28 protein-coding genes are annotated in these 26,015 nt (G+C 67.1%); 9 read left to right on the top strand and 19 right to left on the bottom strand.

Translation table 11 applies throughout. The annotated features are described in order from the left end of the window. Window positions 1-4: 4 nt before the first annotated feature. Genes AC3EO7_RS26245 through AC3EO7_RS26205 form a run of 9 tightly spaced genes read right to left on the bottom strand, consistent with a single transcriptional unit; the run spans window position 5 to window position 9,038 of the window. Window positions 5-1,060: a FecCD family ABC transporter permease gene (locus tag AC3EO7_RS26245; RefSeq protein WP_435592649.1), complete on the bottom strand. Its 1,056-nt coding sequence runs from the start codon at window positions 1,058-1,060 to the stop codon at window positions 5-7. After that, window positions 1,057-1,845 carry an ABC transporter ATP-binding protein gene (locus AC3EO7_RS26240; RefSeq protein WP_435592648.1) on the bottom strand — a complete coding sequence of 263 codons (789 nt, stop codon included), beginning with the start codon at window positions 1,843-1,845 and terminating at the stop codon, window positions 1,057-1,059. The genes AC3EO7_RS26245 and AC3EO7_RS26240 overlap by 4 nt, the downstream gene beginning before the upstream one ends. Further along, window positions 1,842-2,765: a GHMP family kinase ATP-binding protein gene (locus AC3EO7_RS26235; RefSeq protein WP_435592647.1), complete on the bottom strand. Its 924-nt coding sequence runs from the start codon at window positions 2,763-2,765 to the stop codon at window positions 1,842-1,844. Before AC3EO7_RS26235 ends, AC3EO7_RS26240 begins: the two co-directional genes overlap by 4 nt. Further along, entirely contained in the window at window positions 2,762-3,595 is an 834-nt protein-coding gene (locus AC3EO7_RS26230; RefSeq protein WP_435592646.1) for a class I SAM-dependent methyltransferase, read from the bottom strand. The genes AC3EO7_RS26235 and AC3EO7_RS26230 overlap by 4 nt, the downstream gene beginning before the upstream one ends. After that, window positions 3,592-4,887 (bottom strand): MFS transporter, encoded by a 1,296-nt coding sequence (locus tag AC3EO7_RS26225; protein WP_435592645.1) that lies wholly within the window; start codon window positions 4,885-4,887, stop codon window positions 3,592-3,594. The genes AC3EO7_RS26230 and AC3EO7_RS26225 overlap by 4 nt, the downstream gene beginning before the upstream one ends. After that, the gene (locus AC3EO7_RS26220; RefSeq protein ID WP_431966117.1) at window positions 4,884-5,924 is read right to left on the bottom strand and encodes a mandelate racemase/muconate lactonizing enzyme family protein; all 1,041 of its coding nucleotides are present in this window, start codon (window positions 5,922-5,924) and stop codon (window positions 4,884-4,886) included. The genes AC3EO7_RS26225 and AC3EO7_RS26220 overlap by 4 nt, the downstream gene beginning before the upstream one ends. Next, window positions 5,921-6,961 (bottom strand): PLP-dependent cysteine synthase family protein, encoded by a 1,041-nt coding sequence (locus tag AC3EO7_RS26215; protein ID WP_435592644.1) that lies wholly within the window; start codon window positions 6,959-6,961, stop codon window positions 5,921-5,923. The genes AC3EO7_RS26220 and AC3EO7_RS26215 overlap by 4 nt, the downstream gene beginning before the upstream one ends. Beyond that, the gene (locus tag AC3EO7_RS26210; protein ID WP_435592643.1) at window positions 6,958-7,794 is read right to left on the bottom strand and encodes a hypothetical protein; all 837 of its coding nucleotides are present in this window, start codon (window positions 7,792-7,794) and stop codon (window positions 6,958-6,960) included. The genes AC3EO7_RS26215 and AC3EO7_RS26210 overlap by 4 nt, the downstream gene beginning before the upstream one ends. Beyond that, on the bottom strand, window positions 7,791-9,038 hold the full coding sequence (locus AC3EO7_RS26205) for an ATP-grasp domain-containing protein (protein WP_435592642.1): 1,248 nt from the start codon (window positions 9,036-9,038) through the stop codon (window positions 7,791-7,793). The genes AC3EO7_RS26210 and AC3EO7_RS26205 overlap by 4 nt, the downstream gene beginning before the upstream one ends. A 186-nt stretch (window positions 9,039-9,224) precedes the next feature. Between AC3EO7_RS26205 and AC3EO7_RS26200 the strand changes: the two genes are divergently transcribed. Further along, entirely contained in the window at window positions 9,225-9,914 is a 690-nt protein-coding gene (locus AC3EO7_RS26200) for a DUF8020 domain-containing protein (RefSeq protein ID WP_435592641.1), read from the top strand. A gap of 189 nt (window positions 9,915-10,103) precedes the next feature. Here the strand turns inward: AC3EO7_RS26200 and AC3EO7_RS26195 are convergent, their stop codons facing one another. Both AC3EO7_RS26195 and AC3EO7_RS26190 read right to left on the bottom strand, forming a co-directional pair. Continuing rightward, window positions 10,104-10,832 carry a hypothetical protein gene (locus AC3EO7_RS26195; protein ID WP_435592640.1) on the bottom strand — a complete coding sequence of 243 codons (729 nt, stop codon included), beginning with the start codon at window positions 10,830-10,832 and terminating at the stop codon, window positions 10,104-10,106. Window positions 10,833-11,347: 515 nt separating this feature from the next. After that, window positions 11,348-11,695 carry a transglycosylase family protein gene (locus AC3EO7_RS26190; protein WP_431966129.1) on the bottom strand — a complete coding sequence of 116 codons (348 nt, stop codon included), beginning with the start codon at window positions 11,693-11,695 and terminating at the stop codon, window positions 11,348-11,350. Window positions 11,696-12,186: 491 nt separating this feature from the next. Between AC3EO7_RS26190 and AC3EO7_RS26185 the strand changes: the two genes are divergently transcribed. Together AC3EO7_RS26185 and AC3EO7_RS26180 are read left to right on the top strand one after the other, a co-directional pair. Further along, window positions 12,187-12,624: an STAS domain-containing protein gene (locus AC3EO7_RS26185; protein ID WP_435592639.1), complete on the top strand. Its 438-nt coding sequence runs from the start codon at window positions 12,187-12,189 to the stop codon at window positions 12,622-12,624. Window positions 12,625-12,919: 295 nt separating this feature from the next. Further along, complete coding sequence (locus tag AC3EO7_RS26180; RefSeq protein WP_431966133.1) at window positions 12,920-13,285, top strand: cupin domain-containing protein; 366 nt, start codon at window positions 12,920-12,922, stop codon at window positions 13,283-13,285. Between the two features lie 245 nt (window positions 13,286-13,530). Here the strand turns inward: AC3EO7_RS26180 and AC3EO7_RS26175 are convergent, their stop codons facing one another. Together AC3EO7_RS26175 and AC3EO7_RS26170 are read right to left on the bottom strand one after the other, a co-directional pair. Beyond that, complete coding sequence (locus AC3EO7_RS26175) at window positions 13,531-14,709, bottom strand: MFS transporter (protein ID WP_435592638.1); 1,179 nt, start codon at window positions 14,707-14,709, stop codon at window positions 13,531-13,533. Window positions 14,710-14,810: 101 nt separating this feature from the next. Beyond that, complete coding sequence (locus AC3EO7_RS26170) at window positions 14,811-16,304, bottom strand: serine hydrolase domain-containing protein (protein ID WP_435592637.1); 1,494 nt, start codon at window positions 16,302-16,304, stop codon at window positions 14,811-14,813. A 191-nt stretch (window positions 16,305-16,495) separates the two neighbouring features. Here AC3EO7_RS26170 and AC3EO7_RS26165 point away from each other — a divergent pair, with 191 nt between their 5' ends. Further along, complete coding sequence (locus AC3EO7_RS26165) at window positions 16,496-16,990, top strand: hypothetical protein (RefSeq protein ID WP_435592636.1); 495 nt, start codon at window positions 16,496-16,498, stop codon at window positions 16,988-16,990. Between the two features lie 231 nt (window positions 16,991-17,221). Then, window positions 17,222-17,536: a hypothetical protein gene (locus tag AC3EO7_RS26160; protein WP_435592635.1), complete on the top strand. Its 315-nt coding sequence runs from the start codon at window positions 17,222-17,224 to the stop codon at window positions 17,534-17,536. 72 nt (window positions 17,537-17,608) lie between these two features. Here AC3EO7_RS26160 and sigJ read toward each other — a convergent pair whose 3' ends face one another. Further along, the gene (gene sigJ, locus AC3EO7_RS26155; protein ID WP_431966143.1) at window positions 17,609-18,499 is read right to left on the bottom strand and encodes an RNA polymerase sigma factor SigJ; all 891 of its coding nucleotides are present in this window, start codon (window positions 18,497-18,499) and stop codon (window positions 17,609-17,611) included. A gap of 181 nt (window positions 18,500-18,680) precedes the next feature. Between sigJ and AC3EO7_RS26150 the strand changes: the two genes are divergently transcribed. Together AC3EO7_RS26150 and AC3EO7_RS26145 are read left to right on the top strand one after the other, a co-directional pair. Further along, entirely contained in the window at window positions 18,681-19,265 is a 585-nt protein-coding gene (locus tag AC3EO7_RS26150; RefSeq protein WP_431966145.1) for an NADPH-dependent FMN reductase, read from the top strand. 10 nt (window positions 19,266-19,275) lie between these two features. Continuing rightward, a complete protein-coding gene (locus tag AC3EO7_RS26145; protein ID WP_431966147.1) occupies window positions 19,276-19,743 on the top strand; it encodes a YybH family protein in 468 nt (155 codons plus the stop codon). A 752-nt stretch (window positions 19,744-20,495) separates the two neighbouring features. Here the strand turns inward: AC3EO7_RS26145 and AC3EO7_RS26140 are convergent. Further along, a complete protein-coding gene (locus tag AC3EO7_RS26140; RefSeq protein WP_431966149.1) occupies window positions 20,496-21,122 on the bottom strand; it encodes a hypothetical protein in 627 nt (208 codons plus the stop codon). A gap of 266 nt (window positions 21,123-21,388) precedes the next feature. Further along, a complete protein-coding gene (locus tag AC3EO7_RS26135; protein ID WP_435592634.1) occupies window positions 21,389-21,883 on the bottom strand; it encodes an ATP dependent DNA ligase in 495 nt (164 codons plus the stop codon). Window positions 21,884-21,916: 33 nt separating this feature from the next. Here AC3EO7_RS26135 and AC3EO7_RS26130 point away from each other — a divergent pair, with 33 nt between their 5' ends. Next, the gene (locus AC3EO7_RS26130) at window positions 21,917-22,477 is read left to right on the top strand and encodes a hypothetical protein (protein ID WP_435592633.1); all 561 of its coding nucleotides are present in this window, start codon (window positions 21,917-21,919) and stop codon (window positions 22,475-22,477) included. Between the two features lie 254 nt (window positions 22,478-22,731). Next, window positions 22,732-23,160: a hypothetical protein gene (locus AC3EO7_RS26125; protein WP_431966155.1), complete on the top strand. Its 429-nt coding sequence runs from the start codon at window positions 22,732-22,734 to the stop codon at window positions 23,158-23,160. Between the two features lie 62 nt (window positions 23,161-23,222). Here AC3EO7_RS26125 and AC3EO7_RS26120 read toward each other — a convergent pair whose 3' ends face one another. The 3 genes from AC3EO7_RS26120 to AC3EO7_RS26110 form a co-directional block, all read right to left on the bottom strand. Further along, window positions 23,223-24,020 (bottom strand): class I SAM-dependent methyltransferase, encoded by a 798-nt coding sequence (locus tag AC3EO7_RS26120; protein WP_435592632.1) that lies wholly within the window; start codon window positions 24,018-24,020, stop codon window positions 23,223-23,225. Window positions 24,021-24,109: 89 nt separating this feature from the next. Then, on the bottom strand, window positions 24,110-25,573 hold the full coding sequence (locus AC3EO7_RS26115) for a wax ester/triacylglycerol synthase family O-acyltransferase (protein ID WP_431972610.1): 1,464 nt from the start codon (window positions 25,571-25,573) through the stop codon (window positions 24,110-24,112). A 24-nt stretch (window positions 25,574-25,597) separates the two neighbouring features. Next, window positions 25,598-25,972 carry a hypothetical protein gene (locus AC3EO7_RS26110; RefSeq protein ID WP_431958610.1) on the bottom strand — a complete coding sequence of 125 codons (375 nt, stop codon included), beginning with the start codon at window positions 25,970-25,972 and terminating at the stop codon, window positions 25,598-25,600. Window positions 25,973-26,015 lie beyond the last annotated feature (43 nt).

Raw genomic sequence — 26,015 nt, 5'->3', positions numbered from 1 at the left:
GAAATCACGTGGAGGACTGGCGGAAGCGCCGGATCAGCACCAGCAGCAACGGGGCGCCGACCACGGCGGTGACGATGCCCAGCGGCAGCTCACGCGGCGCGAACGCGGTGCGGGCCACGACGTCGGCGGTCACCAGGAACAGCGCGCCCAGCAGCGCCGAGACCGGCAGCAGCTGCCTGTGTGTGGCGCCGACGCACAGCCGGGCCACATGCGGCACGATCAGCCCGACGAATCCGATCGCCCCGGCGACCGCCACCACCACGCCGACGGCGAGCGCGACGACACCGAGCGCGAGCATGCGCAACCGGACCGGGGACATGCCCAGCGCCCGCGCGGTGTCGTCACCGGCGGCGAGCACGTCGAGGCGGGGTGCGAGCAGCATCAACGTGGCGAGGGCGGCCAGGGTGACCGTGGTCGTCGTGGCCACGCTCGACCAGGCGGCCGAGCCGAGTGAGCCGAGCAGCCAGAACAGCACCGTGCGAGCGCCTTCCTGGTTGTCGGAGGCGAAGATCAGGAAGCTGGTGGCCGCGGAGAACAGGTAGCCGATGGTGACGCCGCCGAGCAGCAGCCGCAGCGAGGTCATCGCGCCGTTGATGCGCGCGACCGCGAACAGCAGCGCCGTGGCGGCCAACGCACCGGCGAAGGCGCTGGCGGCCAGCGCGCCCGCCGCGACCGACACGCCGAACAGCAGGGATACGGCGGCGCCCGTGGAGGCGCCGGAGGTGACACCGAGGATGTGCGGATCGGCCAGCACATTGCGCACGAGCGTCTGCAGGGCCGCACCGCTGAGCGCCAGCGCGGCGCCGACGAGCGCGCCGAGCAGAACCCGGGGCACGCGCACGAGCCAGACGATGGAGTCCTGCGCGGGCGTCCACTCCCCCGCGGCGGGCAACCCGACGGTGTGATGGCCCACGATTCGCGCGACCGTCGCCGGCGGCACCGACACCGGGCCCAGGCCGGTCGCCAGGATCAACACGAGCAGCAGCAGAGCGGTGAGGCCGCCGACCCACAGCAGGATGTGCCTGCGGTGGCGGTCGTGGCCGAGATCATCGACGCTCATCGCGCCGCCACCTTCTCCTCGGTGCCTGCACGCGGACCGAACAGCAGTTGCGGCGCGCCGAACGCGTCGGCCCGCTGCACTGCGACGCCATAGACGGGTTCGAGGACCTCGGGGAGGAGTACCTCGTCCACCGTGCCCGCCGCGCGGACCCGTCCGTGGTGCAGCAGGATCAGGCGGTCGCAGTAGCGAGCGGCCAGGTTCAGATCGTGCAGCACCACAATCGTCGTGGTGCCTGGCAGATCCCGGACCAGGCCGAGAAGTTCGTGCTGGTAGCCGATGTCGAGGTGGTTGGTGGGTTCGTCGAGCAGCAGGTGATCGGCCTGCTGGGCCAGGGCGCGGGCGATCAGCACCCGCTGGCGTTCACCGCCGGACAGCTGCGCGAACGGCCGCGCGGCCAGGTGCCGGGCGCCGACGCGTTCCAGCGCGGCCGCCGCGGTGATCCGGTCGGCCCGCGAAATGCCCTGCACCGCACTGGCCCACGGCGCCCGACCGAGCAGGACCGATTCGGTGACGGTCATGGGCGTATCCGACGGGGACTCCTGGGTGACCACCGCGAGGCGTTCGGCCAGCGCCCGGCCGCGCAGTGCGGTGACGGAGGTGTCGCCGATAATGATCACCCCGGCGGTCGGCCGCAACGCGCGGTAGATCAACCGCAGCAACGTGGACTTGCCCGACCCGTTGGGGCCGATGAGCCCGACGGTGTCACCGGACTCGGCGAGGAGCCCGACGCCGTCGAGTACGACCGTCCCGCCGTAGGAGAAACCGATGTCGTGCAGGGTGATCACCGCGCCACCGCCGCGGACAGCGCCGGATCCGCGCCGTCGGGCGGGCCCGGCCGCCACGAGCGATGGACATCGACCGACACCGCAAACTGTGCACAAATCTGTTGTGCCGCAGTTATTTTCGCCGACATTTGCGGGTCGTGTTCGTCGAGCAGAATGCCGGTGGTGGTTCCGCTGTGGGCGACGACCACGCCGAGGGCGCCGATGCGTTCGGCGGCGGTGATGGTGGCTTCCAGGTGTGGGCGCTCACGCAGGGGTGTACTGAGGCGGGCGCTACGGGTGGCGACCGCGCCGATGGTGGCGGCGTCGCCGCGGCTGATGGCGTCGCTGAGTGTAGCCAGCAGGGAGCTGTATTCGCGTGCGACGGCTGTTGAAACGGTCGGCCGGTGCCGGTCGAAGACGACGGTGTCGATACAGCCGCCCTCGTCACCGGTGACGACGGTCAGCGGCGGCAGCGCGCCGAGTGCGGCCAGCAGGCGGACCTCGCGATGGTAGTAGGCCACCGCCCCCGGATACATGATGCCGTCGGAGGGTTCGATGCCGCGCAAGACGGCCTCGATCTCGGTAGCGGCCAGGGTCCTGTTCTCCGCGTCGGCGACGGCGCGTGCGGTCGCGACCAAGTCGGCGGTGGAGCTGGCCAGGCCCTTACCCTCGGGCAGGTCGCCGAGCACGGTGAGCACGCCGCCGCGCAGCGCCGCGGATCCGGCGAGCACGGCGGCCGCGACAGCACGCGACTTGGTCTTGTGGGCGGGCACGACGGTCACGTCGTCGCGGCTGGGGTCGGGTTCGAACACGGCCACCGAGCCGCGGGTGATCGGCAGGGTGACCAGGAAATCGCGCCCGTTCTCGGCGGTGACGCCCTGGAGGAGTTCACCACAGCTGCCGAAGGCGGCGCCGACGCCGACGCGGATCGGGACGCTCATCGCGCCTCCTCGCCGCGGGCCCGGCGAGCGACCACGTGCAATCGGTCGCCGTCGAGACGGTCGCCGAGTGCTCCGTCACCGGGCCACGCCGGTGTGGTCAGCGGTCCCGGCTGGTCGAACAGGGCCAGCACCTCGAATCCGGCACTGCCGAGCAGGTGACGCAGTTCCTGCGGGAAGAGCAGCCGCCAGGCGGTGTGCTGCGCGACAGGCTCCGCGCAGCCCGGCCAGGTCCACACTCGTTCTCGGCGCAGCAGCTGGGCGGGCAGGTCGACGGTGAGGCGGGTGCGCGAGGTGTATGTCAGACCCTCCCATTCGATGTGCCGCTGCGGCTGGTCGTCGAGAAGTTCGCGACGGCCTCGGTCGGTCAGCAGGAAGGCGCCGTTGCGCATCTCGAGGACGAGCAGGCCGCCAGGCCGCAGGCAGGCGGCGAAACGGTGCAGGGCGGTGAGCACGTCGGCGGTGTCGTGCAGGTGCAGCAGGGTGCTGCCCAGGCAGGTGAGCACGTCCACCGGGGCCGGGGTGTCGAGGGCGCGCAGGTCGCCGACCACGAATTCGACGGCGGGGCAACGGGTCCGGGCGTAGCGGACCATCTGTTCGGACAGGTCGACGCCGCGCACCCGATAGCCGAGTTCGGCCAGGCGGGCGGCGTCGCGGCCGGTGCCCGAGCCCGCGTCGAGCAGGCTGAGCCGCGGGCCGGTGCCGAAGCGGTCCACCAGGTCGGCGACGAATCGCGCGTTGTCCGCACCGGTGCCGGGGAAGGTGCGCTCGTAGATGGCGGGGTTGTCGGTGAGCAGGTTCTCGCTGAAGAGAACCGGGCCTGCGGGGGTCATCGGTTGCCTTTCGCGGGGCGCAGCGGCTGCGCCGGGGAAGTCGATACTTCGGGGCCGGGCAGGAGCCGCGCGCGGTGCAGGGCCAGCACCGCGGCGGCCGAGCCGAATCCGAGCGCGGCGCACACCAGAGCGGGCGGCCACCCCAGCGGCCCGCCGCCGTGGTCGACGACCGCGCCGACCAGAGCACCCACGACCAACGTGAGCAGACCCGAAGCCAAATAGAAAGCGCCGTAATAGGTTCCGGTGAGCGCGGTACCGGAGAAGCGTGGGATGGCCTCGTTCACGAACGGCTGCGCCACCGTCACCCCCAGTGCCAGCACCACAGCGCCGAGCAGGACGGGAGCGATGCGCACGGCGACATCGGTGACGCCGGTCCCGGTGGGAAGATCTCCTGCCGCCGCCAGAGGCACGGGCAGGAACGCCGCGCCGAGCAAGGCCATTCCGGCCGCGATCATCGGGCCGCGCTCGCCGCGGCGGCCCAGCACTCTGGTCACCGGAACCTGCAAGACCACCACCGCGACGGTCTCCACGACGAAGAGAGCGGCGACGGCGGCCGGACCCGCGGCGGCTCCGGCCAGGTCGCGTGCCTGCAGGGTGAACAGCAGGTACAGCTGGCTCTGCAGCGCGAACAATCCGGCCAGCGCCAGCGAGAACGCCCAGAACCGGCGGTCGGTGAACACGGTGGTGAAGTCCGCGCGCAAGGTTGTGCCGCTCGGCGGTACGGGCCGGTTCGGCAGGAGCAGTAGCTGCGCCACGGTCAATCCGGCGAACACCGCTGCCGCCGTCAGCGCGGTGATCCGGAAACCCACTCCCACCAGCACGGTCCCGATCACCGGACCGAGCGCGCATCCGGCATTGCCGAACACGTTGAACCACGCGAATGCCTGCGCCGCGCGGTCTTCGCTGTCGCGGGCGATGTAGGCACGCACGGCCGGGTTGAACAGGGCGCCTGCGAATCCGGTGAGCACCGACCCGGCCAGTACCACCGGCAGGGACCCACCGATCGCGAACAGCACGAAACCGATCGCGCGGATGCCAGCGCCCACGATGATCACCCCGCGCGCGCCGAGCCGGTCCGCGGCCGACCCACCGACCAGGAACAAGCCTTGCTGGCTGAGATTGCGTACGCCGAGGACGATGCCGACGACCGTCACCGACAGCGCCAAATCCGTGCGCAGGTAGTCGGCCAGAAACGGCACGAGCATGAAGAACCCGATATTGCCAAGGCACTGATTGGCCAGCAGCAACCGCACCGACCGCGGGAGACTCCGCAGCTCCATCAAGGCGCTCACCGCGCGGCCACCGCGGTGGTGACGCCAAGACCAGGCCCGGCCGGTGTGCTCAGGACGCCGTCGGCGGCTCCGAGACCGGTCCATGGGTCCTCGGCCAGCAGCAGGTGCCCGTCGAGGTCGACCCAGCGTGCGGCGCCGAGCAGATGCACCGCCGGGGCGATGCCGAGCGAGCTGGCGGCCTGACAGCCGAGCATCACGTCCAGGCCGCGGTCGCGGGCGTGGCCGATCATGGCGAGCGCGGCATCGAGCCCTCCGCATTCGGCGAGTTTGATGTTGATGCCGCCGATCCCGTCCGGTAGCCGGTCCAGGTCGGCCACAGTGCCTGCGTCCTCGTCGGCGATCACCGGCATCGGCGCACGGGCGGCGACCTCGGCCAGCCACGCGGGCCGAGCGGCGGGCACCGGCTGCTCGACGGCGGCGATATCGAGCTCGGCCAATGTCCGCAGCACGGTCACTGCGGTAGTGGCGTCCCAGGCGCCGTTGGGGTCGAGCAGCAAGGTCGCCGAGGGGGCGACGGCACGCACCGTGCGGACGCGGGCGATGTCGTCGGCAGGGTCGGGCGCGCCGAGTTTCATCTTCACGACGGAGAACCCGGCGGCGGTCAGTTCGGCGGCGCGGTCACCGGCCTCGGCGACGCTCGTCAGGCTGATCGTGCAGGCGGTCGGTACCCGAACACGATGAGGCAGGCCGAGATACGTCGCGACGGAGACGCTTGCGCGGCGGGCCAGCAGGTCGTGCACCGCGCTGTCGACGGCGCAGACCACCGGCAGCGGGAAGGCGGCGCGCAGGCCGGGCAGGTTCGCGCGAAGTTGTTCGGGCGCACCGCAGGCCTCGATCCGGGCGGCCAGTTCGGTGAGCGCGATGGTGATGCGCGCGGTGTCGAGTCCCAGCCGGGGGCTGGTGACCACTTCACCCCAGCCGTAGTCTTCCCCGTCGCTCAGGCGCACCCACACTGCGTCGCGTCCGGACATGCTCGCGCGGGAGATGCGAAGGGGGCGAGCAAGTTCCAAGCGGGTGCTCTGCCAGGTGATCCTCATGCGCCCACCTGCTCGCGACGGGGATCACGCACCACCGCGCACCGGGCCCAGCCGTGGACCTCGACGGCATCCGGGGCGGCGAGCTCGTCTGGTTCGGTGGCCGGTATCGCGGTGAGGCCGTGCCGGTGGCACCAGTCGTCGTCGTAGATCGAGCGCAGGTAGCGGTGCGGTCCGTCCGGAAACACCGTGAGGACGCGGGAATCGGGTTCGCGCCGTGCCAGCCAGTCCGCGACCAGGGCGGCCGCCCCGGTGCTCCAGCCACCGGCGACGCCGATCCGCGCGGCGAGCTCGTGGCAGGAGGCCACCGCTTCGGCCGCACCAACCCAGTGCACCTCGTCGAAGTCGTCGTAGGCCACATTGCGCGGCAGGATGCTGCTGCCGAGGCCGCGCATCAGGCGCGGCCGGTCGGGTTGGCCGAAGATCCGCGACCCGGCCGCGTCCACGCCGACGACCCGCAGATCCGGCCAGCGGGTGCGCAGCACCTTCGTCAGGCCCGCGCAGTGCCCACCCGACCCGATCGCGGCGACCAGGACATCGACTCGGTCGACCTGGTCCAGTATTTCCTGGCCCATGGCGGTGTATCCGGCCGCGTTGTCGGGGTTGTCGTACTGGTCGGGCCAGTAGGCGCCCGGTGTCGCGGCTACGAGGGCGGCGAGCCGGTCGAGGCGGGCCTGCTGCCAACCGCCGTCGGGGTGTGGTTCGGTGACGATGTCGAGTCCGACGCCGAAGGCGGTGAACAGGGAGCGCATCTCCGGTTCGAGACCGGCGTCGACCACGAGGGTCACCGGATGGCCGAGCGCTTTGCCCGCTAGGGCGAGGCCCAGTCCCAGCGTGCCGCTTGTGGATTCGATCACCGGCGCACCGGCCGCGAGCTCGCCGCGGGCGCGGGCGGCGGTCAGCATGGAGACCGCGGCGCGCGCTTTCATTCCCGCGATACTCGCCGCCTCCAGTTTGGCCAGATAGTGGGTGGCACCGGCAGGGACCGGGATCACGGGAGTACCGCCGACCAATGCCAGCAGATCCGGTTGGGGTTTCACGCGTCCACCCCGCTGCGGTAGTGGAACAGCGTGCTCGGTCCGCCGTCGAGAGAGAAGAACGGATACGGTTCGGCCGACACGGCGTACACACCGGCGTCGAGGAACCACGGCAGCACCGCACTGCCGCTCTGGGCGTAGGCGACGAGCGGGAGCGAGCGGTCTCGAGCCTCGGCCACCAAATCGTCGAAGGAACCGTTGCCCAGGGTCATCCCGGTCACCAGCATGGCGTCGTAGTCACGGGCGACTCCATCGAGGTCGCGGCGGACTGGTTCACCCCACTCGGTGGTGCCGCCAGCGAAATCGCAAGGGATATACGTTATTCCGCGTTCACGCAGCGCGGCGAGCAGCGATCCGACCACGCCGACGACCAGCACGCGGCGGGTGCGCTCGGGCAGCAGCGCCACCACCGCCCGCGCCCGCTGCCGCGATTTCGCCAGGCTGTCGCCGGGCTCGATCGTCACCGCACGAGCCATCGTGCCGACTGCCGCCGGATGCGGGCGCAGGTGCATCAGATAGGCGTCCAAGGCGGCGATGCGCACCGGGAGCAGCGAGTGCCGCAGGAGATCGGCCACACGGACGCCGACACAGTCGTCGAGCAGTTCGTCGTTGTCCGCAGTGGGCTCGATACTGCACGAGCCGACCGAGGCTCCGGTGCGCAGGCCGAGCACGGCATTGCGGTAGCCGCTGCGGCTGCCCCGGTGGCGGGTGTCGTATCGGGTGAGGAAGGCGTTGGAGATCGTTAGGGTCGCCGGGTCGGGGCCGAGGCGTCCGTCCGTGGCCCGGGCCAGGAGTTCGGCGACCGAATACGGGGCGGTGGTCTGCACGGGACTCATCGAGCGACCTCGACCGACAGTTTTTCGATCAGCGATCGAGCGAGATCTCCTGCGGCGTCAGAGGATTCGACGCCAACCATGACGTGGCCGAGATAGGTGTTGTTGTTCGTCGCGGCCTGCACGGTCGTGCCGGGTTCGGCGAGGGTGTGCTCGACGATCCGCGGGTCGAGCGGCCAGTCCTGCGCACCCGTCAGCGCGGTCAAGGTGCCTACCTCCTGTGGCACCACGAAAGCGATGGCGGCACTGCCGATTCCGGTGGGCCGCACCGTCAGATCGGGCGTCTGCCCCGCGGCGACCTGCGCGTGGACAGCGGCCAGATCGATGCCGGTGACCCGGCGGACGAGTTCGGTGATGCGGTTGCCCGCCGGGCGCGGGTTCACCTCGATCAAACGCGGACCTTCCGCGGTGAGCATGATCTCGATGTGGGCGACGGTGTCGTCGAGACCGAGCGCGGAGATCGCGGCGCGGGCCGTGCCGGTGAGGGCGTCGCGTTCGGCCGGGGAGAGCGCGGCGGGGAACATGTGGCCCGCCTCGATGAACGCCGGGGCGCCGGTGAGACGCTTGTCGGTGACGCCGACCACCGTGGTGATGCCGCGGGCGGTCACGGTCTCGACGCTGAATTCCGGTCCGTGCAGGAGCTTTTCGACGAGTACCTGAGGTGAGCGCTCCTGGCCGCGGGCATTGCGCGGGAATCCGCCGAGCCTGTCGAGCGCCTCGCGCAGTTGCGCGTCGTCGTCGGCGCGGGTGACGAACATGCCGCCGCACAAGTCGACCGGTTTGACCACCACCGGGTATCCGATGCCCCGCGCCGCCTCGACGGCCTCCTCGGCACCCGTCACCACCGCGAACGCCGGACCCGAAACGCCTGCGGCACCGCACAGTTCCCTAGTGCGGTGCTTCTGGCAGGCCGCGGCGACCGCGTCGCGGCCGGGGCCGGGCAGACCCAAGTCGGCGGCGATCGCCGCCACGGTGGGCAGGTAGTAGTCGCATGACGACAGCACCCCGTCGAAGCCGAGCACCTCGTGCAGGCGCCGCACGTACGGCAGCAGCGTGTCCTCGTCGTTGGTCTCGGCGGTGAGCACATTGGCCGCGCCGAGCAGCGGATGCGTACCCGGCTTCCCGCGCAGGTAGTGCCCCAGATCGCGAGTCAGGAAGCTGAACGTGTGCCCGCTGTCCCCAATTCCAGCAGGCAGCAGTGTGCTCATCGATCCGACCCAGCTCTCCACCATCAACAGGTGTCCCAACAGAAGCCTCCAAACGTCGCGCAGACGCTAATGATAACCATTATCTTTAATCGCGCGACAAGTCGGCGGTGCGACGACCTTGCGGCACAGCGTGTTTCGTTGGCCGATTTGCGCTAACGATAATCATTATCAATAGTAAGACAGCCGACGCACCGCTCGGCACTGTTCGACAACGAGGAAATCTCCATGCTGATGAGGACCCTGGCTCTGCCCGCGCTGGCTCTGGCCGCGCTGACCACCGCTACCGCTACCGCGCACGCCACACCGGAATCGCCGGTGTCCTTCACCGCGCAGGCCACCGACACCGCCTCGATCGTCGAGATCGATTCCGGTGCGCTGAGGGTCGAGGACGGAGCGCTGAAGGTGAAGTCGCCGAGCGGGACCGTGATCGCCGCGACGCCGCTGACCTTCAACATCGACGACTTCCAGTTCCCGATCCGCGCCGACATCAACGGCCGCACCGCCACCCTCACCCCGGAACTGTCCATGGACAAGGCCGTTTACAAGCCGGTCGCACTGCCCTTCGAGGACAAGGCGCCGTGGAAGACCGAATACGAACGGGAGCAGGCAGCCTGGTCCCGGATGACCAGCACCATCAGCATGGGCGCCACCATCGGCACCCTGGTCGGCGGACTCGGCGGCGGCGCCGTCGGCTGCGTGCTCGGCGGCATCGTCGGGGCTACGGTTGCCTCGGCCACCATCGTCGGCCTCTTCGGGCCCTTCATCCCCGCCGCCGCCGTCGGCTGCATCGGCGGCATTCTCGCAGTCGGCGCCCTCGGCACGCTCGCCGGCCAGATCCTGGTCACCGCCCCGGTCGCCGCAGGCGCGGCCATCCAGTACTTCACCACGATCAACTCGCCGTTCCCGGCGAAGTGAGTGTTTCCGGTTGGCCCGTCATACGACGGGCCAACCGGTCGGATGACCTTGTCAGTAAACGACATTCAGTCCGTCGCCAGACGGGGGCGACGAGGCCGAGCCGTTTCACCCTCACCGAAACCACTGCCACGTGCTCCAGTGAGATGTTTGCGGCGATGGGTCCGGCTTGCCCGAGGAACGGGATGTGAGTCAGCGGAGCACAGGCAGACCCTGGATGAGCGCTGTGCGTAGCCGGAACATGTCGAGTTCGCCACTCTCGCCGAAGTATTCGGGGCGTACGGTCTCGGACCGGTTTTCGATCGGGTGGTCGGCACCGAGGTAGGAATTGCCGGAAGCGCCGATCCGTCTGGGCACCTGGATGTCATCGAAGTAGATCGCGCCTCGGTCACAGTCGTCCAGCCACGCCTGAGCGAAGACCGTCTTCTTGACGACCAGATGGCCGGCGTCGGTCAACGCTGTCGCGAGTAGCTGGTCTATGTGCAGAGAGCCGCCGATGAACAGGCAACTGTCCCACAGGCAGATCAGATCACGCGCCTTCAGCGAACCGGTGACATAGAGCGAGGTGTAGATGTCCATGTTGAGGAAGCTGACCGGGCCGTTGACAGTCAGGTCGCCGTCGACGACGTAGACGGTGTCCTCATCTTCGCCGGGCCCGTTACCCAGCACGAGCGGGCCATCGGCCTCGAGGTCGCCGGTATGTACGTAGAAGTGCTGGGGTTCGTCGCCGAACAGGTCCTCCAGGTACACACTGTCGTCGCTCGCCTCGGCGATGTCGTAGCGTTGTGTCGCCTGTGCCAACGGCATCGGCTTCCAGTCGCCGGGCATCCCATCGAAAAACATTCTCAGGCCAATCCAGATCGGGCAGTCAGTAAAACCTTTGGCGCGCAATCTACTCCAGAGGCACGACTTGCCCTCCAACGCACTCGTCGCACCGTGTCAGGCGCCTCGTCGTCTGCAAGGCAGTCGCCATCTCAATACCCTCGGATCACCGCCTGCCCGGTAGGCGGCGTCCTGATCGGAACCAATCCGGTCGGCATGCAAGCCGACAGACCGCGATCGCCTCGATCGGATTGCGCGCCTGGAACAAGAGGTTCTGCGACCGAGAGACTTATCCCCGCGATCCTCACCCGGTTCGACATCTGGCAGTTCCGTCAGATGCACCGAATGCACCCTTGTGCCGCGAGCCGCGTGGTTCGAAACGGCCACGCGGCTCGGTGGAAGATCAACGCGCCGAGATCATCTGAGGCAGCTGACACTCGACCGAACATCCTGGAGTGCCGACTATCACTCGCAAGGGTTGGTGCTGTTCCCACTGACCGGCGTCGCTGCGGCTACCACCCCGCGAGATGTTCACCGCAGCGGGCGGCGTTCATGAGGACCGGGACGATGACAGGGTCATGGCTCGGTCGTACCCGCTGGACATCTCGGCCGTCTCAGCGGAAAGGGTCGAGCGCTGCCGAACAACCTGCCCAAGGACCCCAGCCCTCAGCGGCAAGTACCTGCTCGGCGACGGCGATCTGCTGCTCACGGGTGGCTTTGTCGGCAGTCCGCCCATACGCGGCACCGCCATATGCAGCCCATGTGCCCGGCGAGAACTGCAGGCCGCCGTGAAACCCGTTGCCGGTGTTGCTACTCCAATTACCACCCGACTCACACGCGGCGAGGCTGTCCCATTCCTGATCGGTAACGGCGGAAGCTTGGCCGACGTTTACCATGCCGGCGCCGCCGATGATCGCGCTGATGGCGACGATCTTCTTGAGTGGGGTGCCCAGAGCGCTCATGTCACAGTTCCTTTCGAGTCAGCAACCTGAACAGGTGTCCAAACATGAAAGGTGATCACTTGATCTTTGAGCCCGTTCGAGTGTGTGCTGGGCGCGGTGACCTCGAGCAATGGTCCTCGATATCGTGTCCACATCGAAATACAGACCCATATCGTGCGTGAACCGCGCTCGCGCGCGGCGATGCGCCGTTGAATAACGTCGTCGCGAGCCCCCTCATCCCGGTCGGCCGGGGGGCGGCACAAACGGTGTCTGCGCGCGCCGAACCGGTCCTTGGACGGGCGGCCGGTCGAGTGGCAATTCCGCGCATCGTGGCGGCCTCGGGCGTGCCGCTCAGGCAGGACGGGGCGGCCGCGGTTCGCATTCTGGCCGGTCGCGGTTCGTTTCCGGTACTAGACACCACCGCGGGCCTGCGGTCTGATGGACGAACCCCCCGCACCCTCGTCACACAAATGCGCGCGGGTGTCCGCCCTCGATCGCTGAGGTGACACCTCATGAACGACCAGCACGATATTTCGCCGAGCACCGATATCGCGGACGACTTCGTCACCCCGGGCTCGTATCTCTCAGTGGTGACGCGCCGATCCGGTGACCGGTGCGAAGTCGTCTGCCGCGGCGAAATCGACTATGGCACCGGTGGACAGTTCTACGACGCCGTCGGCACGGCGGTCACCGATCCCGCCGTCGACCACATCGAGATCGACCTGGCCGACGTGAGTTTCTTCAGCGCGGCGACGATCGATACGCTCTGGCTCCTCCGCACCGCGGCACGAGAACGAGGCACGACTCTCACCCTGCGCAAGCCCTCCCCACCCGTCCACCGGCTGCTCACCCTCACCGGCCTGAATCACCTGTGCGGCGAGAATTCCACCCATCCGCCCCGACCTGGGCGCCTCGACCGGCCCGACGAGACAATCGCCGCCACCGACTGAGCAGGGCCCGCCGTGCGGCCCGAATAGAAGCGGTACCACTTCGGTCTCTCTCGATCCGAAGGCCACGTGCCCACTTCAGCGGTCCTTGCCCGGGACCGGGGCTCTCCATGTTCGGTCGTGCTGGTGGCCGTGCGCCGCGTAGCTGTCGGCATGTGCGCGTGATGTTTGCCGTCGGCCGCGGATGCTATTCGGTAACTGCGATTTGCCGAGCATTACCGGAGCGGTCCGTCGCGCTGATCGATCGCGGGCCGCAACCTACCCACCATCGGGGGCTGGATGTCGAAGGAGAACCGCCATGTCCGGTCTGGTGCGCCAGAATTTCGAATCACCCGAAGAGACCCGGCCTTTCGAGCAGGACAAAGGCAGAGTCGATGTCGTCAACCTCGATCGAGGGCCGGTCGGCAGGGCGGTTTTCGAACCCGGCTGGCGGTGGTCGGAGCATGTCAAGCCGATTGCTCAGACCGACAGCTGTCAGTCCGCCCACGTCGGCTACTGCATTTCGGGTCGGATGGTGGTAGCCATGGACGACGGCGAGCAACAGGAATACGGACCCGGCGACTTCATGATCGTCCCACCCGGCCACGACGCGTGGACCGTGGGAGACGAACCCTGCGTGATGCTCGACTGGCAGGGCTTCGCCGATTACGCGAAGCGCTCGTAATCGCTGCCAGAACCTCGGGCGCGGCCAGTCCGGTGCCGGTGAACCATTGCCCGATATCGCATCCTTCGCGCGCGCCGATCTCGACGATCCCGCTCAGGACCGCGGGCGGAATTGTCGGGAGGTCCAGCCTCGCGCTTACGGTGCCGCGATTTGCGGCGCGGTCGCCCACCATCTGATCACACGTCCAATCCAGTTCTGCGGCAATGGTTTCGCGCGGCCGTGTTCGTTCCTCGGCGACACCCGGTTCAGTTCTGACCGGGAATCGTCGCGGTCGCACCGCTGTGGCGCAGCCTCTGCGAAAAGATTCGCGCCAGGCCGAACAGGGCGAGCGCGAACAGCAGGGGAATCGCGAATCCGGCCCGCAGGTTCGCGGCGGTCGCGACGGACCCGACCACCACGCCTCCGACCAGGGTGCCCGCGTAGTTGAACAGGTTGAGCCGTGCGATCAGCGCATCGAGCCCCCGACCGCCGGTCCGGCGGCCCAATTCGCTGAAACACAGTGGCGCGATCAGCGGTAGCCCGATACCGGCGACCAGGAAGCCGATGATCGCGATCGCAGACGTGGGCGCGACCACGACGATCGCGAGGCCGACCGATCCGATCGCGGCCGCGCACCGGCTGACGGTGCGGGAGCCCCAGCGCCGCACCCCGGTGTCCCCGGCCAGCCGCCCGGCCAGTGAGGCACCCTGATAAGCGGCCAGCGCCAGCGCCGATGCCGCCGCCGAAGCATGCAGTTCCTCACTGAGATACAGCGCCGACCAGTTGCCCACGGCGAGATCGATCGCGAAAGCCAGCGCCAGCGTCACCCCGAACATCAGGAACGTGCCGACCGGGACCGGTCGCGCGGGGTCGTGTTCGTCGGGCCCGGACTCTGCGTCGGCCGCGCCGAGCAATCGCGGTCCCAGGGTTTGCCCGGCCAGCAGCACCGCGACCGCCGCTACCCCGATCGCGACGCTGACGGACAGGTCCAGCGCCGCGCATGCCGCGACGAACAACGCGCCGGCAATCGCCCCGGCGCTCCAGGCCGCGTAGAACGAGGACAAAATGAACCGCCCCTGGCCGTGCTGGATGAGAACCGCCTGCATGTTCGTCCCGGCGTCGACGGCGCCGAGCCCGATGCCGTAGATCGCCAAGGCGACGAACAGCGCGGCGGGCACCGGCGAGCAGGCGATCGCGAGCCCCGAGATCGCGACCAGGCACAGGCCCAGACGCAATGCTGTTCTACTGGACCATCGCACTGCCACGCGCTCGGCGGCCACGCTCCCAAGAGCGGCGATCAGCGAAATACCGGCTACAGCGCCGACGAGCGCGGCTTCGCTCAAATCGAATTTGTCCTTCAGCTGTGGCAATTCGGTCAGCACAACGGCCAGGAACAAACCCTGTCCGGCGAAGGCGATCGAGTTCGCCTGCCGCGCCGAACGCAAGACGGAGCGCCTTTCGGTGGATGAGGAATTCGTGGCGGATGAGTCGATCATTTCGGGCCAATCGGTTACTGAAGTGGGAAGGGCGTGAAGACTGATCGGCGCTAGCGGCATCCGCCGAGCCGGTCCAGCACCGCTCGATAGAGCGTCTGCCACTCCGCGTTTCCCTGACCGGCGAAGGTCAGGTCCGTGCTCAGTTGCAGCGTGTGTGCCAACCGCACTCCGGTCAAGCATGCGGTCGGGGCGACCGTGATGTACTGCCCTTGGAATCCGTTGGCCTGGAATCCATCCGGTGTCGCACCGCTCCACCATTGGAAGCCGTAGCCGCCGTCGGTGGTGTCGCCGGTGTCTCTGGCCGGTTTCATGTTGGTGGTCGCCGCGGAGATCCAGTGTGCGGACACGATCCGGCGACCATCCGGGGTACGGCCATTATTTCGCATGAGTTCGCCGAAGCGGACGAAATCGCGTGGTCGCGCGAAGAGGGCCTGCGAAGCGATGGCGACGCCGGTGCGGTCGGTCATGATGTCGGCGGAGGCTTCCATGCCCGCCGGTCGCCACAACTGGTCGGAGAGTATCGCATTGAACGGCTGGTGGTAGATGCTCTCCAGCATCCAGGCCAGGACCTGCGTATTGGCGCTGTTGTAGTTGAAGTGGACGCCCTGCGGTTCGACTCGGGGAAGCGATTGCAGGAACTCGTTTCTGGTCTTTCCCGCCTGCCCCTCGGTGTAGTAGTCCAGTGCCATGTCGATCCACTGCATGACCTGGGTGTTCTGAGCGAGATCTTCGGCGTGCTCGTCCCAGTGGACCCCCGATCGCATCTCGAGCAGGTTCCTGATCGTGACGCCGTGCCATGCTGTGCCTGCCAAGTCGTGGACATATCGTTCGATCGGATCGTCCAGCGAGGCGATCAGCTGCTGGTCGAGGGCGATGCCGACCAGTGTGGAGACGAAAGACTTGGTCGTCGACCACGCCTGGTGGGCGACCTCGGCTGACCAGCCGTTGGCGAAGTACTGTGCGACCAACGCGCCATTGTGTGCGAACTCGAGCACGTCGGTCCCGGTGTCGTTGAGGAACTCGCCGACGGTCTTCCTCCGGTCCGCCCACTCGTAGGTCACCCCGAGTAGATCGACGGGCGCGTAGGGCAGCGCCGTCACCTCGACGCCCGCCTCGACCGGGGCGTGGGGCAGCACCACATCGGGTTTGACGACGTCGATCGGAATGGGCAGCAGGATCGAGTTTTTGGTCAACACCTCGTGCACGTAGTTCGTCCAGAACTCGGCGGAGGACAGACCGGCGCCTGCGCCCTCGATGACTGCAGGCAGCGGCGGCACCCCCAGCAGCCGGCCGCCCTGAATCGCCGCGAGAAACTCTGCCGCGCCGGAAATCGCCACTGATCCGGCAACGGGTTCCTCAGCGCTCGAGAGGGGCTGCGCCCCGCCAATTGCAATCAAAGTAATTGCAGCCGCAGTAACCGTGCGCCGAATCGATTGGCGGCCACGAACATTGCGGCGAAATGATCTGAGCATGCGGACAGGGTAGCTCGCACCATGGGATGCCCGTGTTACATTCTGGTCAATTGACCAGATCAATGGCAGCAATTTATTGGCGAGCTTCTCGCAGACCGGGCAGCGGAACCGAGTGGCCGAGTTGCCGGTTGGTGGTCGTACGCACTCGATAGCGGTTATCGGCTTCGAGCGGCGGGGTCGTAGTACTCACCTGCGAGCCGCGCCTCGATCGCACCGAGTACTCGCCCAAAGCCCCTGTCGTAGCTGTTGGATAGGCTGCTGCCGTGCTTTTCGAGAATGCCCGGTTCGGGGTGGGGCGGCGCGGCGGGGTCCGGGTGTTGATGGTCCGGCTGGGTATGGGCGTGGCTCCTATGCTGATCGCCGCGGCGGCGGGGCCTGCCGCGCTGGCCCATGAACGGACGACGGAGCCGAATCATGCGGTGGCGGTTTCGGTTTCGGCATTCGATGAGATCCGGCTGATGTCAGCTCAGACGATTGTCGCGGTGGACGGCAAATCGCAGGTGACCGTGCCCGACGGTTGGGGGATGTCCCCCCAGAACGTCTGGAGTAAAGGGGAGACTCTGCAGGTCGCGGACTCTGGGGGCGACGGTAACCTGATGATCGCGCCGCAGCCGAACCGCGGAGACTTCGCCACCTTCGCACAGAATGTCCGCGCAAACCTGGTCAGCGGCAGGGTATTCCGCACCAGTCACGTCTCGGAGGACGGCCCCCTTCCGGCGCCTCGAGCCGAGTGCTGGCCGAGTTCATCCGTGAACTGATCGCCCAAAGCACCCACGAAGGCCTCGACGCCGCCCCGCGTCCGTGGACAACGCCTCGGCTGGCCAGCTGCCGGACGATATAGCACGGCCATGAGTGGATTCACCTCTGCCATGCGGTAGCCAGCAACATCGCGGCGTTTGTGAAATATCGGCGCTCAACTTCATTCTCCGCATCGCGTAAGATTCACAGCAAATGCTGAGCCAATCCAACAATTAGAGAGATCAGGGATTATGGCTACAGAGCAGTACCGTGCCCGGCTCATCGGTTCCGAAGGTGCTGAAGGTGCTGAAGGCGAGGTGAAGGTCACTCGCCTGACCGGGGCGGATCTTGACCAGACGTTCGTCGGCAAGTTTCTCGGGCGGTCCGATGGGGGCTACAACCGCCTCGGCAAGATCATGCAATTGGTTCCCGTCGTCACCGACCCGAATGGCCTGTGGCTCGCCACGATCCGGTGGGGTGAGACTCCCGAGAAGCCTGCCGAGACCGAGCGGCGCCGGATCACTTTCAGCCAACAGATCGAGGTCGTAGAACTGTCCGAGGGCTGATAGCGCGATTGCTGCCGGAATCCTGAGCAGGTTGTGGTGCCGCTGGAACTGCTTGCGGATCCGCTGTTCGGTTCAGCGGGCCGTCCAGGGCCTCAGTTTCTCCGGGTTCCGGATCACCCAGATGCGAGTGATCCGGCCGTCGGCGATGTCGAAGGCGTAGACCGAGACGATGGTGTCGTCGAGCTGTGCTACCAGGCCGGGTTGGCCGTTCACCGTACGCTCCAGCAGGGTTACCGCGGGGCCGTGGGCGGCGATTTCCATCCAGGCCCGAGTGATCTGCTCGCCGCCGTTGATCGGGTCGAGGAAGGATGGTGCCAGGCCGCCGCCGTCGGCCGTGGCGATCGCCTGCGGGTCGAGCAGGCCGATCAAGGCCTCGATATCTTTTGTCTCCCAAGCCCGTTTGAAATCTCGGACCACCTCGGCGCGCTCGGGGCCAGACGGCTCCTTCGAGGTCTGGATGCGGCGGCGGGCGCTGGAGGCGAGCTGGCGGCAGGCCGCGGGGGTGCGCCCGACGATGTCGGCGACCTCAGCGAAGGAGTAGCGGAAGACGTCGTGCAGGACGAACGCCACCCGCTCGGCCGGCGTCATGGAATCCAGCACGACGAGGAAGGCCATGCTGATCGACTCGTCGAGGGTGACCCGGTCGGCGGGATCGACGGAGGCGGAGCCGTCGAGCCATTCGGACCGGCTGGGTACCGGCTCCGGAATCCATTCGCCCACATAGCGTTCCCGCCTGGCGCGCGCCGAGCCGAGCAGATCGAGGCAGATCCGGCTGGCGACCGTCGTCAACCACGCGCCGGGCGCCGCCACTTCCTCCCGCTGCCGCTCGGACAGCGCGTACCAGCGCGCGTAAGTCTCCTGCACCACATCCTCGGCCTCGGCCAGCGAGCCGAGCAGCCGGTAGGCCAGATTGATCAGTTGACGGCGTTCACCGATCACCCCGGGCAGGTGCGGGTCGGTCATGGTCGGCTCCTTCGGTTTGTGCGTACCTCACAGAAATCGACGAATCAGCGACCAGAAATGTGAGCGACGCGAAGCGTCTCGATGAGGGGTGGTGGTGACGGGCGGGCGAGGCGGCCTGACATTCCGGACGGCTGTGTCGTCGGAAGGTCGCGACACTTTCAGCGAATCAGGAGTTCTGGAAATGATCAGAATCGGCATCATCCTCGGCAGTACCCGGCCCAACCGCAACGGCCCGCAGGTCGCCCAGTGGGTTGTGGACTCGGCATCGCGGCGCGGCGACGCCGAGTTCGAACTGATCGATCTGCGCGACCACCCGCTGCCGCATCTGGACGAGGCCGTGGCGCCGATGTTCGGCCCGTCGGTGCATGCGCACACCCGTGCCTGGGCGGAGCGGATCGCCCCGTTCGACGGCTTCGTGGTGGTGACCCCGGAGTACAACGGCGGCGTTCCCGGGGTGCTGAAGAACGCCATCGACCACCTGTGCGCGGAATGGACCGACAAGGCGGTGGGATTCGTCTCCTACGGCGTGAGCGGCGGCGCTCGCGCGGTGGCGCAGCTGCGGGTGGTCTGCAGCACGCTGGGCATGGCCGACGTGAGCCGTCCGGTCGAGATCTCGTTGCTCACCGATTTCGAGAACCACAGCACCTTCACACCGAGCGACCGCCACGCCACGGCGCTGAACACGTTGCTGGATCAGCTCATCGCATGGAGCACCGCGCTCGCGCCGCTGCGAGCCGCCGCCGAAACCACTTTCGTCAATTCCTGAGGAGCCGATCATGACCACACCCAACGACTTTCAGACACGCACTGACCGTATCGAGGTAGCCGAAGTCGAGCTTCGCCGGCACATCGACAAGGTGGTCGAAGGACTGCGAGCCAAGGACCTCGACGCCCTGAAACAGCTGTACACAACCGACGTCGTGTCCTTCGATGTCGAGCCGCCGCTCCAGCATGTCGGGATAGCGGCGAAACTCGAGAACTGGGCGAAAGTCTTCATGCTCTTCGAGAGTGTGGCCTATGAGGTTCGCGACCTGACGTTCACCGTAGGCGACGATGTGGCATTCGGGCACGCCTTCGCTCGTCTCAGCGGCACGCTGAAGAACGGGGCCACAACCGGCGGCATGTGGGTCCGGGTCACATACGGCATGCGGAAGATCGACGACACCTGGTTGATCGCGCACGATCAGGTGTCGGTGCCGCTCGACATCGCGAGCGGCAAAGGTGTGGTCGACCTCGAGCCCTGACAGGTCGGCAGCCGTCCTGCCTCGGCGGGTGTGGGTCCGCATCACCTCGGAGGTGTACCCACATCCCGCCTTCCGGTCGGCGTCGTTACTCGACATCAGGCGTACAGACCACTGGTGGTTCGCGCAGTTGCGAGCAGAATCGAGCGATCTCGGGAGGGTGAGTGCCGCTGGCACACAGGCACGGACGAAATCGCACGCGCGGTTGAGCATGGACTCGCACGCAGCGCTCGGGCCACCGCGTGGGACGAATACGGATGTTTCTGTGGCGATAGCCCGAGCTAGGTCTGGCTAACGAAGATCCTTCCGTCCCGCTTCGACGAACTCGACATTCAGGTCGTCCAATCTTTGCGCTACCGCTAGGACAGCCCTCTGTCGCCTCGGATGCCGATGTCCATTGCGGCGGTGTGACGATCTACTCCGCGCTTCTCCGCTTCTCCGCGAGCCGATTTCGGCCGCAGGATTTGCTGGCTCGCGGTCGATCCGGTACCGGTCCTCCGGACTGGTGCTCATGCATCGGACGGATGTAGAGAGTGTGGCAACTTATGGCACAGCCACGAACCGGTGGTTGAGTTTGCCCTGGTCAGCGCTGGAGAACGCCTCTGGTTGACGCTTGGTCCGGGCACCGAGTTCATCGACTTTATGAATCCGGGCCGATATGGAACAGCAGAGGCCAAGGGGCGCCAGAGATCGAGGCGAGCACCTGACCGCCTGGAACCGCCGAAAACAATTGAGCCTCAGCATGTTCCGAGAGTCTAGAACTTGTCCGGGAACTGGGCGACGATGCCCTGACTGAGGATGTCGGCGACATCCATCATGTGTGCCTTGGCCTTGTCGAACTTGGCGGTCGCGTCGCTGTACCTGCCGTCGATGACGGCGGCTGCGTAAGCGACGGTCTGGTCGATGTGCATGCTCATCGCCTCACGCATGTCCTGCCGCGACCAGTTGGGGTTGATCGCAGCGAAGAAGTCGGCGATATCTCGAGCGTTGGCATGCCAGGCCGCGACTGCCGTGTCGAGTGCCGGTTTGTAGCCGATCTGGGCGGCGGTGAGGACTGGCACGGCCTGCAAGATGTGGATAGTCAACAGGCCGGTGAGCCGCCCGGCGACTTCCTGGCCGTAGTACGGCGCGAACGCGTTACCGATGTCGACCTGGTTGCGCAGCAGTCGGCCCAGACTGGGCAGCAGTGCGAGGGGGTCGTCGGCGAACGCGACCACGGTCGCCCAGGTCCCGTCCATGTGCTCACCCCATAGCGTCCGCATCTCGGTGTAGAGCTCGGTTTGCGCTGTCGCGGCGGGCGAGGCGTGGAACACCTGCGCCGACGCGATTGCCGCAGAATTGAACGCGGGGAGAACGCCGCTGGACAATGCGAGGGCTGCCATCGTCGCCGCAGTGATCGCGCGGTACCGGGCAGTGTGCTGGACGGGCATAATGGCGCCTTTCTGAAAGAATTCACGGTTGTCGGGCCCTGATGCGCTGCCGACCCGGAACTGGTTCTACGTGATAGTGACTGGCTCGACCTGATAGCCGAAGTTTTGCCCGCAATGCACACTATAAATCGCGTTGTACCGCACCCTCCGTCGACTACGAGCCGCGTGTCGCCGACCTTCCGCGCGACGCCGGGTCAACAACACACCCGCCAACGCGATCAAGGCGACCACGGGGGCAGTGGCGTAAGCGTGCGGGATCCGGCGCTAAGCCTGTGTCGCCTCGCCGCGCTACGCGCCGCCCGGCTTCGGCGGCCGCCGCTGAGCGAGTTCGCGGTCGGGCCGTACCGGGTGAGACCGGCTCGCACCGAGGAGGAACTGCGCGGGTTCGAAGGGTCGGCGTCGATGGCGGGTGCGGCGGGCCGAAGGTCGCGGAGAATTTGGTCCGCGCGCACGCTGACGGGTCTGCGTGCAGCCCTCGCCAACTCGGGTGACGCCGTTGCGTCAACGTATTCCCTGCACTCGACGGTGCCCACCAGCGCTGGAGTCACCCACCGCACCACACGCGGCAACCGGGCTGGCGCGCTATCGAACGGCGGATCCTGACGCTCGAGCTCGGCGAGCGGTGTGCGCAGCACGTGCCGCATCGCGAAAGAGAAGCCGATGTACCGTAGACGCCGCAGGCACAGCCCGATTCGGCCGAACAGGCCACGCATCCGATGCAATTCCTCGCAGAAGATCATCCGGCGATGATCACGTTGGCACTTCGCCGCAGCGGGGTCTTCCGCCACAGACGCTATCGCGTCCCCCGGGCGGTAACCGGAATTATTGAGTGGGACGACCACCTCAATGCCGTCATGGGACCTCAACACGGTGGCCTGCTGGTGCTGAGAATCGATGCCGAGAACTTCTGGCAGCTTGTGGAATTCGACCACGATGAACGTTACGGAGAAGAATTCGTCCCCACTGCTGTCGTGTGGCATTCCCAGGGCGTGCTGGCACGGCTCAACAACGGCCAGCTGCAAGGCCGGACTCTGCGCCGGCCCCGTGTCCTGGACTCTGGGCATCCGCAAGGTCTGCAGTACTGCGACGACCACGAACTCATACGGCTGGAGTTCGAAGCCTGCGGCGCGTGGGAGACCCTTGCCCTGTCCGAGGACGGGGTAGTACTCACCGCCAGCAACCAAGCAGGATCTGTTCGCTTCGACCTCGACAACAACCGAATCTCGTCTGACGGTAAACCCTGGCAGGAGCCGGCTTCGACCAGCCTCGATCGGTTGTACTGGTACGTCGCCGATTCCGAGGCTTGACCCAGGCTTGCCGATATCCCGTCATCGGCTACTTAACACTGGTGCCAGGGCCTGATCCCGGCCGGGATCGGGTCCAGGTGCCCGGTGAGAAGCTCCCTAATCGGCTGCCCACCAGTGTCATTGGTGTGGCTCTCAAATGGCTTGCCTCTCACCGGTCACCGTTCCATTTGCGCGCGTTCGTGAATGCGCGATGTGCGGAAGACGCGGACGCTCTTGTCGACCATTGCGGGAAGCTGGATCTAGGATTCAGCACGATGGACACAGTGGTTGAATCCGCGCCCTACATGACCAACTGCATCGAGTGCGGGTCGCTGATCGAAGCCACAGTCATCGAGGCACTCTCGGGAGTGAAACACCAATGGGACCTGGAAGGCAACTGCCCGAAGTGTGAATGTGTCTGGTACGAACGCGGCTGTGAAGCACCGCCAGCGCGGATGCGCTCGGCGATCCTGGCCGCTAACGGTCCGACCCTGCTTCAACTCACCGGCGACAACGCAACGCCGGCGGCAGTGATGCGGGCGCTACGGGCTGTCAAAGCGCTGTCGCTCATCGAGGCGCGTTCGATGGCCGACCAGCTCCGCGCCGGAGGCATCGAAGGAACCCGAGTCGAAATGGAGGCTCTAGCGGTTTCACTCCGCGCATCCGGAGCAGTGATCAGTATCCAGTCAGCCAACACCGCATGAGCACTCGCACATCGGCAGACGCGGAGGTTCTCGACAGCGCCGTATGCGGCAGTAGCGGAAGTTCATCCGCGACCCAGCCACCTGCGTGGAACGTCCGGAAATGCCGGGAAGCGCGTATCCAACCGGATGCGCGCTTCTGCCGATGAGCGGATATACCGGCCCGAGTACGCACCATGCGGGCGTCGGGCTACGAAGACATATTCTCGACTGTCCTCGGTGAACGGTTCGCCAGCGAACCCACCGTGGAGTGCCTCGAGTTCCAGGTCTGCCACGTCGAGAAGTCCGAGCCACTCGTTCTTCGTCGCCCACCACAAGGAGCTCACCGCGCCGTCGTCACGGACCAGGTCAATCCGGTTGTCGCCCACCGCGTATCGGATTGTGTGCGGGACCGGTCCGAGCTGGCGAGTGCCGTCCAGGTCTGCTGCGGTGTGGTGATCGAAGACGAACGCGTTCCAGGCGAATCGTCCGCCGGGCTGCAGGGAGGCGGCTACACGCTCGAAGACACGGCGGCGGTCAGCCCAGGTATTCAGGTGCAGCAGCGCACGGAACGGGCAGTAGATCAGCGCCGCCGGCTGATCGAGGCGCAGCTCGCGCATGTCGGCCTCGCGCAATTCGAGCCGCACGCCAGCCGCCGCCGCCCGGATCATGGCCTGCTCGAGCATTCGAGGAGAGGTATCGACGCCGATTACGGGTTGCCCGGTGGCTTGGGCAACCGGGATCGCCACCCGGCCATTGCCGATTGCGAGTTCGACCAACGGCCCATCGGCACGACTGGCAAGCTCGACATAGAAAGCAATATCCGCCGTCATACCGGCCGACCATTCGTCATAATGGTCCGCGAATGCCTCGTTCCAGCTCATACAACCAAGACTGCCCGTGCACCCAAGGAAACCCAATCGATTTCGGGCAGCAACTCGGCGACACCAGTATCCGCACATGCCGGGATCGATCACCGCGGTGACGGGCGCGGCGTAGTCGGCGCGTTGGGCGTCGGTACCGACTCCATGGCGCCGGCCCGACCGCCTTTCTCAGACCCCAGGACCGGTTGCACGAGGTCGTCGAGGGCACTGCGCAACCCGCGGGCGAAGACCTCCACGTCCGGGCAACTGTCCTGATCGGCGGCGGCAGTGAAATTGAGCTGGCCGGCGTACGACAGGGCTGCGACGACGAGTGTCAGGTTGCCCATGGGCGGCAGTAGGGGGAACACCTCCAGCAGCGGCGCGCCGGCGAGATAAAGCCGCGTCCGCGGACCCGGGACGTTGCTCACGACCAGGTTCACCGACCGCTGCCGCGGAAACAGCCGGTACCAGATGCGCTGGCAGGCGACGAATCTGAAGATCCCGCTGCCCGCCTCGGGGCGAGCCTTGCCCTTCCGTGCGCTCGTCTCTGCGGCGATCACCGTGAGCCGGCACACCGGGTCCGGCTCACCGACCGGCAGCGGCACCATCATCCATCCGGGCGTGTTGCCTTGCGCTTCCCCGGGCCGCGCTTCGTGGTGGGAGATGGTCACCATCGCGCGCTGGACAAGCCCTCGGACATCCTCGCCGCGGCTTGCCAGCAGCTGGCGCAGGCCGCCGGCAACCGCGGCCAGCACCACGTCGTTGACCGTGGCCTGATGGACATGAGCGACATGTTCGATGGGGTCGAGACGGCCGCGGACGATGGTCAGTCGGCGCTCGGAGCCTACGGGGTGGTTGAGACTGGTTCGTGGGGCAGGCTTTTCGGTGAGCACCTCCCGCCAGGCCGGCAACGCGCGGCGCGCCTGGCGCAATGTTCTACTCGGATGGACAAGGCCCGACCACCCGAGCCGTAGTTCCTGTCGGCGGCGTCGCAGGTTGTCGCCGAGCAGTTCACCGGTGGACGGGATAGGTGTCGGCGTCCACGGCGGTGCACCCTCGACCGGCGCGTCGGCGGTCCGGTCGAGCAGCGCCCCGAAGGCGGCCATCGCGGCGGGGCCGTCGGCGAGGACGTGATGCAGCTTCAAGAACGCGCCGACCCGTTGGTCCGGCAGGCCGGGCAGCAGCCACAGCTCCCACAGTGGCCGGGCGGGGTCGAACGGCCGCCGGGCCAGCTGCTGACATGTCCGCAGCAGCTGGTCCTGGTCGCCGGGCGCGGCAACCGCATGGACGTGGAGGTGCTCAGCGAGGTCGAAGGAGGGCGCGTCGATCCACAGCGGCCACCCCAGCCCGAGGCGAGGCCGGTACAGCAGCTGCCTGAAACGAGGCACCAACCGCATTCTCGGCTCGAGGTGTCGCCGGACCGCGTCGAGTCGGACGCTGCCGTCCTCGTCGAGCAGGTTTGTGCCGTCGAGGATGGCGAGCCCGCCGATGTCGGTGGACCAGCCGTAGTCGTCCCAGAGCAGCAGGAACAGGTCCGAAGCGGTCACCCGCTCCAGGAGACGGGTCTCGGCCATGACCTCACGTCCCTTCCTCGGGGCCTAGACAGCCGCCGCGGTTCCGAGGCCTTGGAGGAACGAGTAAACAGCGATTCCTCCGGCGTGCTTGTCTGCGAGTTCCCTGAGCTCCTGGGAGACCTCGCCGAAGGCGGTCATCCGGTGGTCGTATGCGTACTTCTCGAAGAGGATCGCCCGCGCGTCCATGACGTGTGAATTGTGCTCGATCAGACCTTGCCCGCTCGGGTACGCCTCGTGGACCTCGCACTCGGTTCCGTCCTCGCTGATGAACCAGTCGTAGCGAAGGGTCTGCGTGTCCTTCTCTCGGGTCAGCCGCATGATCTCGGCCGCTTGCGCCTTGAACCCTTCCAGTTGACCTGGACGGATCTTCAAGTGTGCGTGCAGTTCCAGATGTCCCATGACTCCTCCCGGCATCGACTTCGGGTGCGGTCGTGCTGACCGC

Source organism: Nocardia sp. bgisy118 (assembly GCF_057708605.1).
The sequence above is the reverse complement of the archived record's forward strand: the minus strand, read 5'-3'. Positions and strand labels throughout refer to the sequence as shown.

Coding starts and splice junctions, on each gene's coding strand:
- AC3EO7_RS26150 (WP_431966145.1), top strand. CDS start 18,681: ATGATCAGAATCGGCATCATCCTCGGCAGTACCCGGCCCAACCGCAAC.
- AC3EO7_RS26210 (WP_435592643.1), bottom strand. CDS start 7,794: ATGAGTCCCGTGCAGACCACCGCCCCGTATTCGGTCGCCGAACTCCTG.
- AC3EO7_RS26185 (WP_435592639.1), top strand. CDS start 12,187: ATGAACGACCAGCACGATATTTCGCCGAGCACCGATATCGCGGACGAC.
- AC3EO7_RS26190 (WP_431966129.1), bottom strand. CDS start 11,695: ATGAGCGCTCTGGGCACCCCACTCAAGAAGATCGTCGCCATCAGCGCG.
- AC3EO7_RS26145 (WP_431966147.1), top strand. CDS start 19,276: ATGACCACACCCAACGACTTTCAGACACGCACTGACCGTATCGAGGTA.
- AC3EO7_RS26120 (WP_435592632.1), bottom strand. CDS start 24,020: ATGAGCTGGAACGAGGCATTCGCGGACCATTATGACGAATGGTCGGCC.
- AC3EO7_RS26245 (WP_435592649.1), bottom strand. CDS start 1,060: ATGAGCGTCGATGATCTCGGCCACGACCGCCACCGCAGGCACATCCTG.
- AC3EO7_RS26110 (WP_431958610.1), bottom strand. CDS start 25,972: ATGGGACATCTGGAACTGCACGCACACTTGAAGATCCGTCCAGGTCAA.
- AC3EO7_RS26220 (WP_431966117.1), bottom strand. CDS start 5,924: ATGAGGATCACCTGGCAGAGCACCCGCTTGGAACTTGCTCGCCCCCTT.
- AC3EO7_RS26200 (WP_435592641.1), top strand. CDS start 9,225: ATGCTGATGAGGACCCTGGCTCTGCCCGCGCTGGCTCTGGCCGCGCTG.
- AC3EO7_RS26235 (WP_435592647.1), bottom strand. CDS start 2,765: ATGAGCGTCCCGATCCGCGTCGGCGTCGGCGCCGCCTTCGGCAGCTGT.
- sigJ (WP_431966143.1), bottom strand. CDS start 18,499: ATGACCGACCCGCACCTGCCCGGGGTGATCGGTGAACGCCGTCAACTG.
- AC3EO7_RS26180 (WP_431966133.1), top strand. CDS start 12,920: ATGTCCGGTCTGGTGCGCCAGAATTTCGAATCACCCGAAGAGACCCGG.
- AC3EO7_RS26115 (WP_431972610.1), bottom strand. CDS start 25,573: ATGGCCGAGACCCGTCTCCTGGAGCGGGTGACCGCTTCGGACCTGTTC.
- AC3EO7_RS26130 (WP_435592633.1), top strand. CDS start 21,917: ATGATCACGTTGGCACTTCGCCGCAGCGGGGTCTTCCGCCACAGACGC.
- AC3EO7_RS26135 (WP_435592634.1), bottom strand. CDS start 21,883: ATGCGTGGCCTGTTCGGCCGAATCGGGCTGTGCCTGCGGCGTCTACGG.
- AC3EO7_RS26140 (WP_431966149.1), bottom strand. CDS start 21,122: ATGGCAGCCCTCGCATTGTCCAGCGGCGTTCTCCCCGCGTTCAATTCT.
- AC3EO7_RS26230 (WP_435592646.1), bottom strand. CDS start 3,595: ATGACCCCCGCAGGCCCGGTTCTCTTCAGCGAGAACCTGCTCACCGAC.
- AC3EO7_RS26125 (WP_431966155.1), top strand. CDS start 22,732: ATGGACACAGTGGTTGAATCCGCGCCCTACATGACCAACTGCATCGAG.
- AC3EO7_RS26160 (WP_435592635.1), top strand. CDS start 17,222: ATGGCTACAGAGCAGTACCGTGCCCGGCTCATCGGTTCCGAAGGTGCT.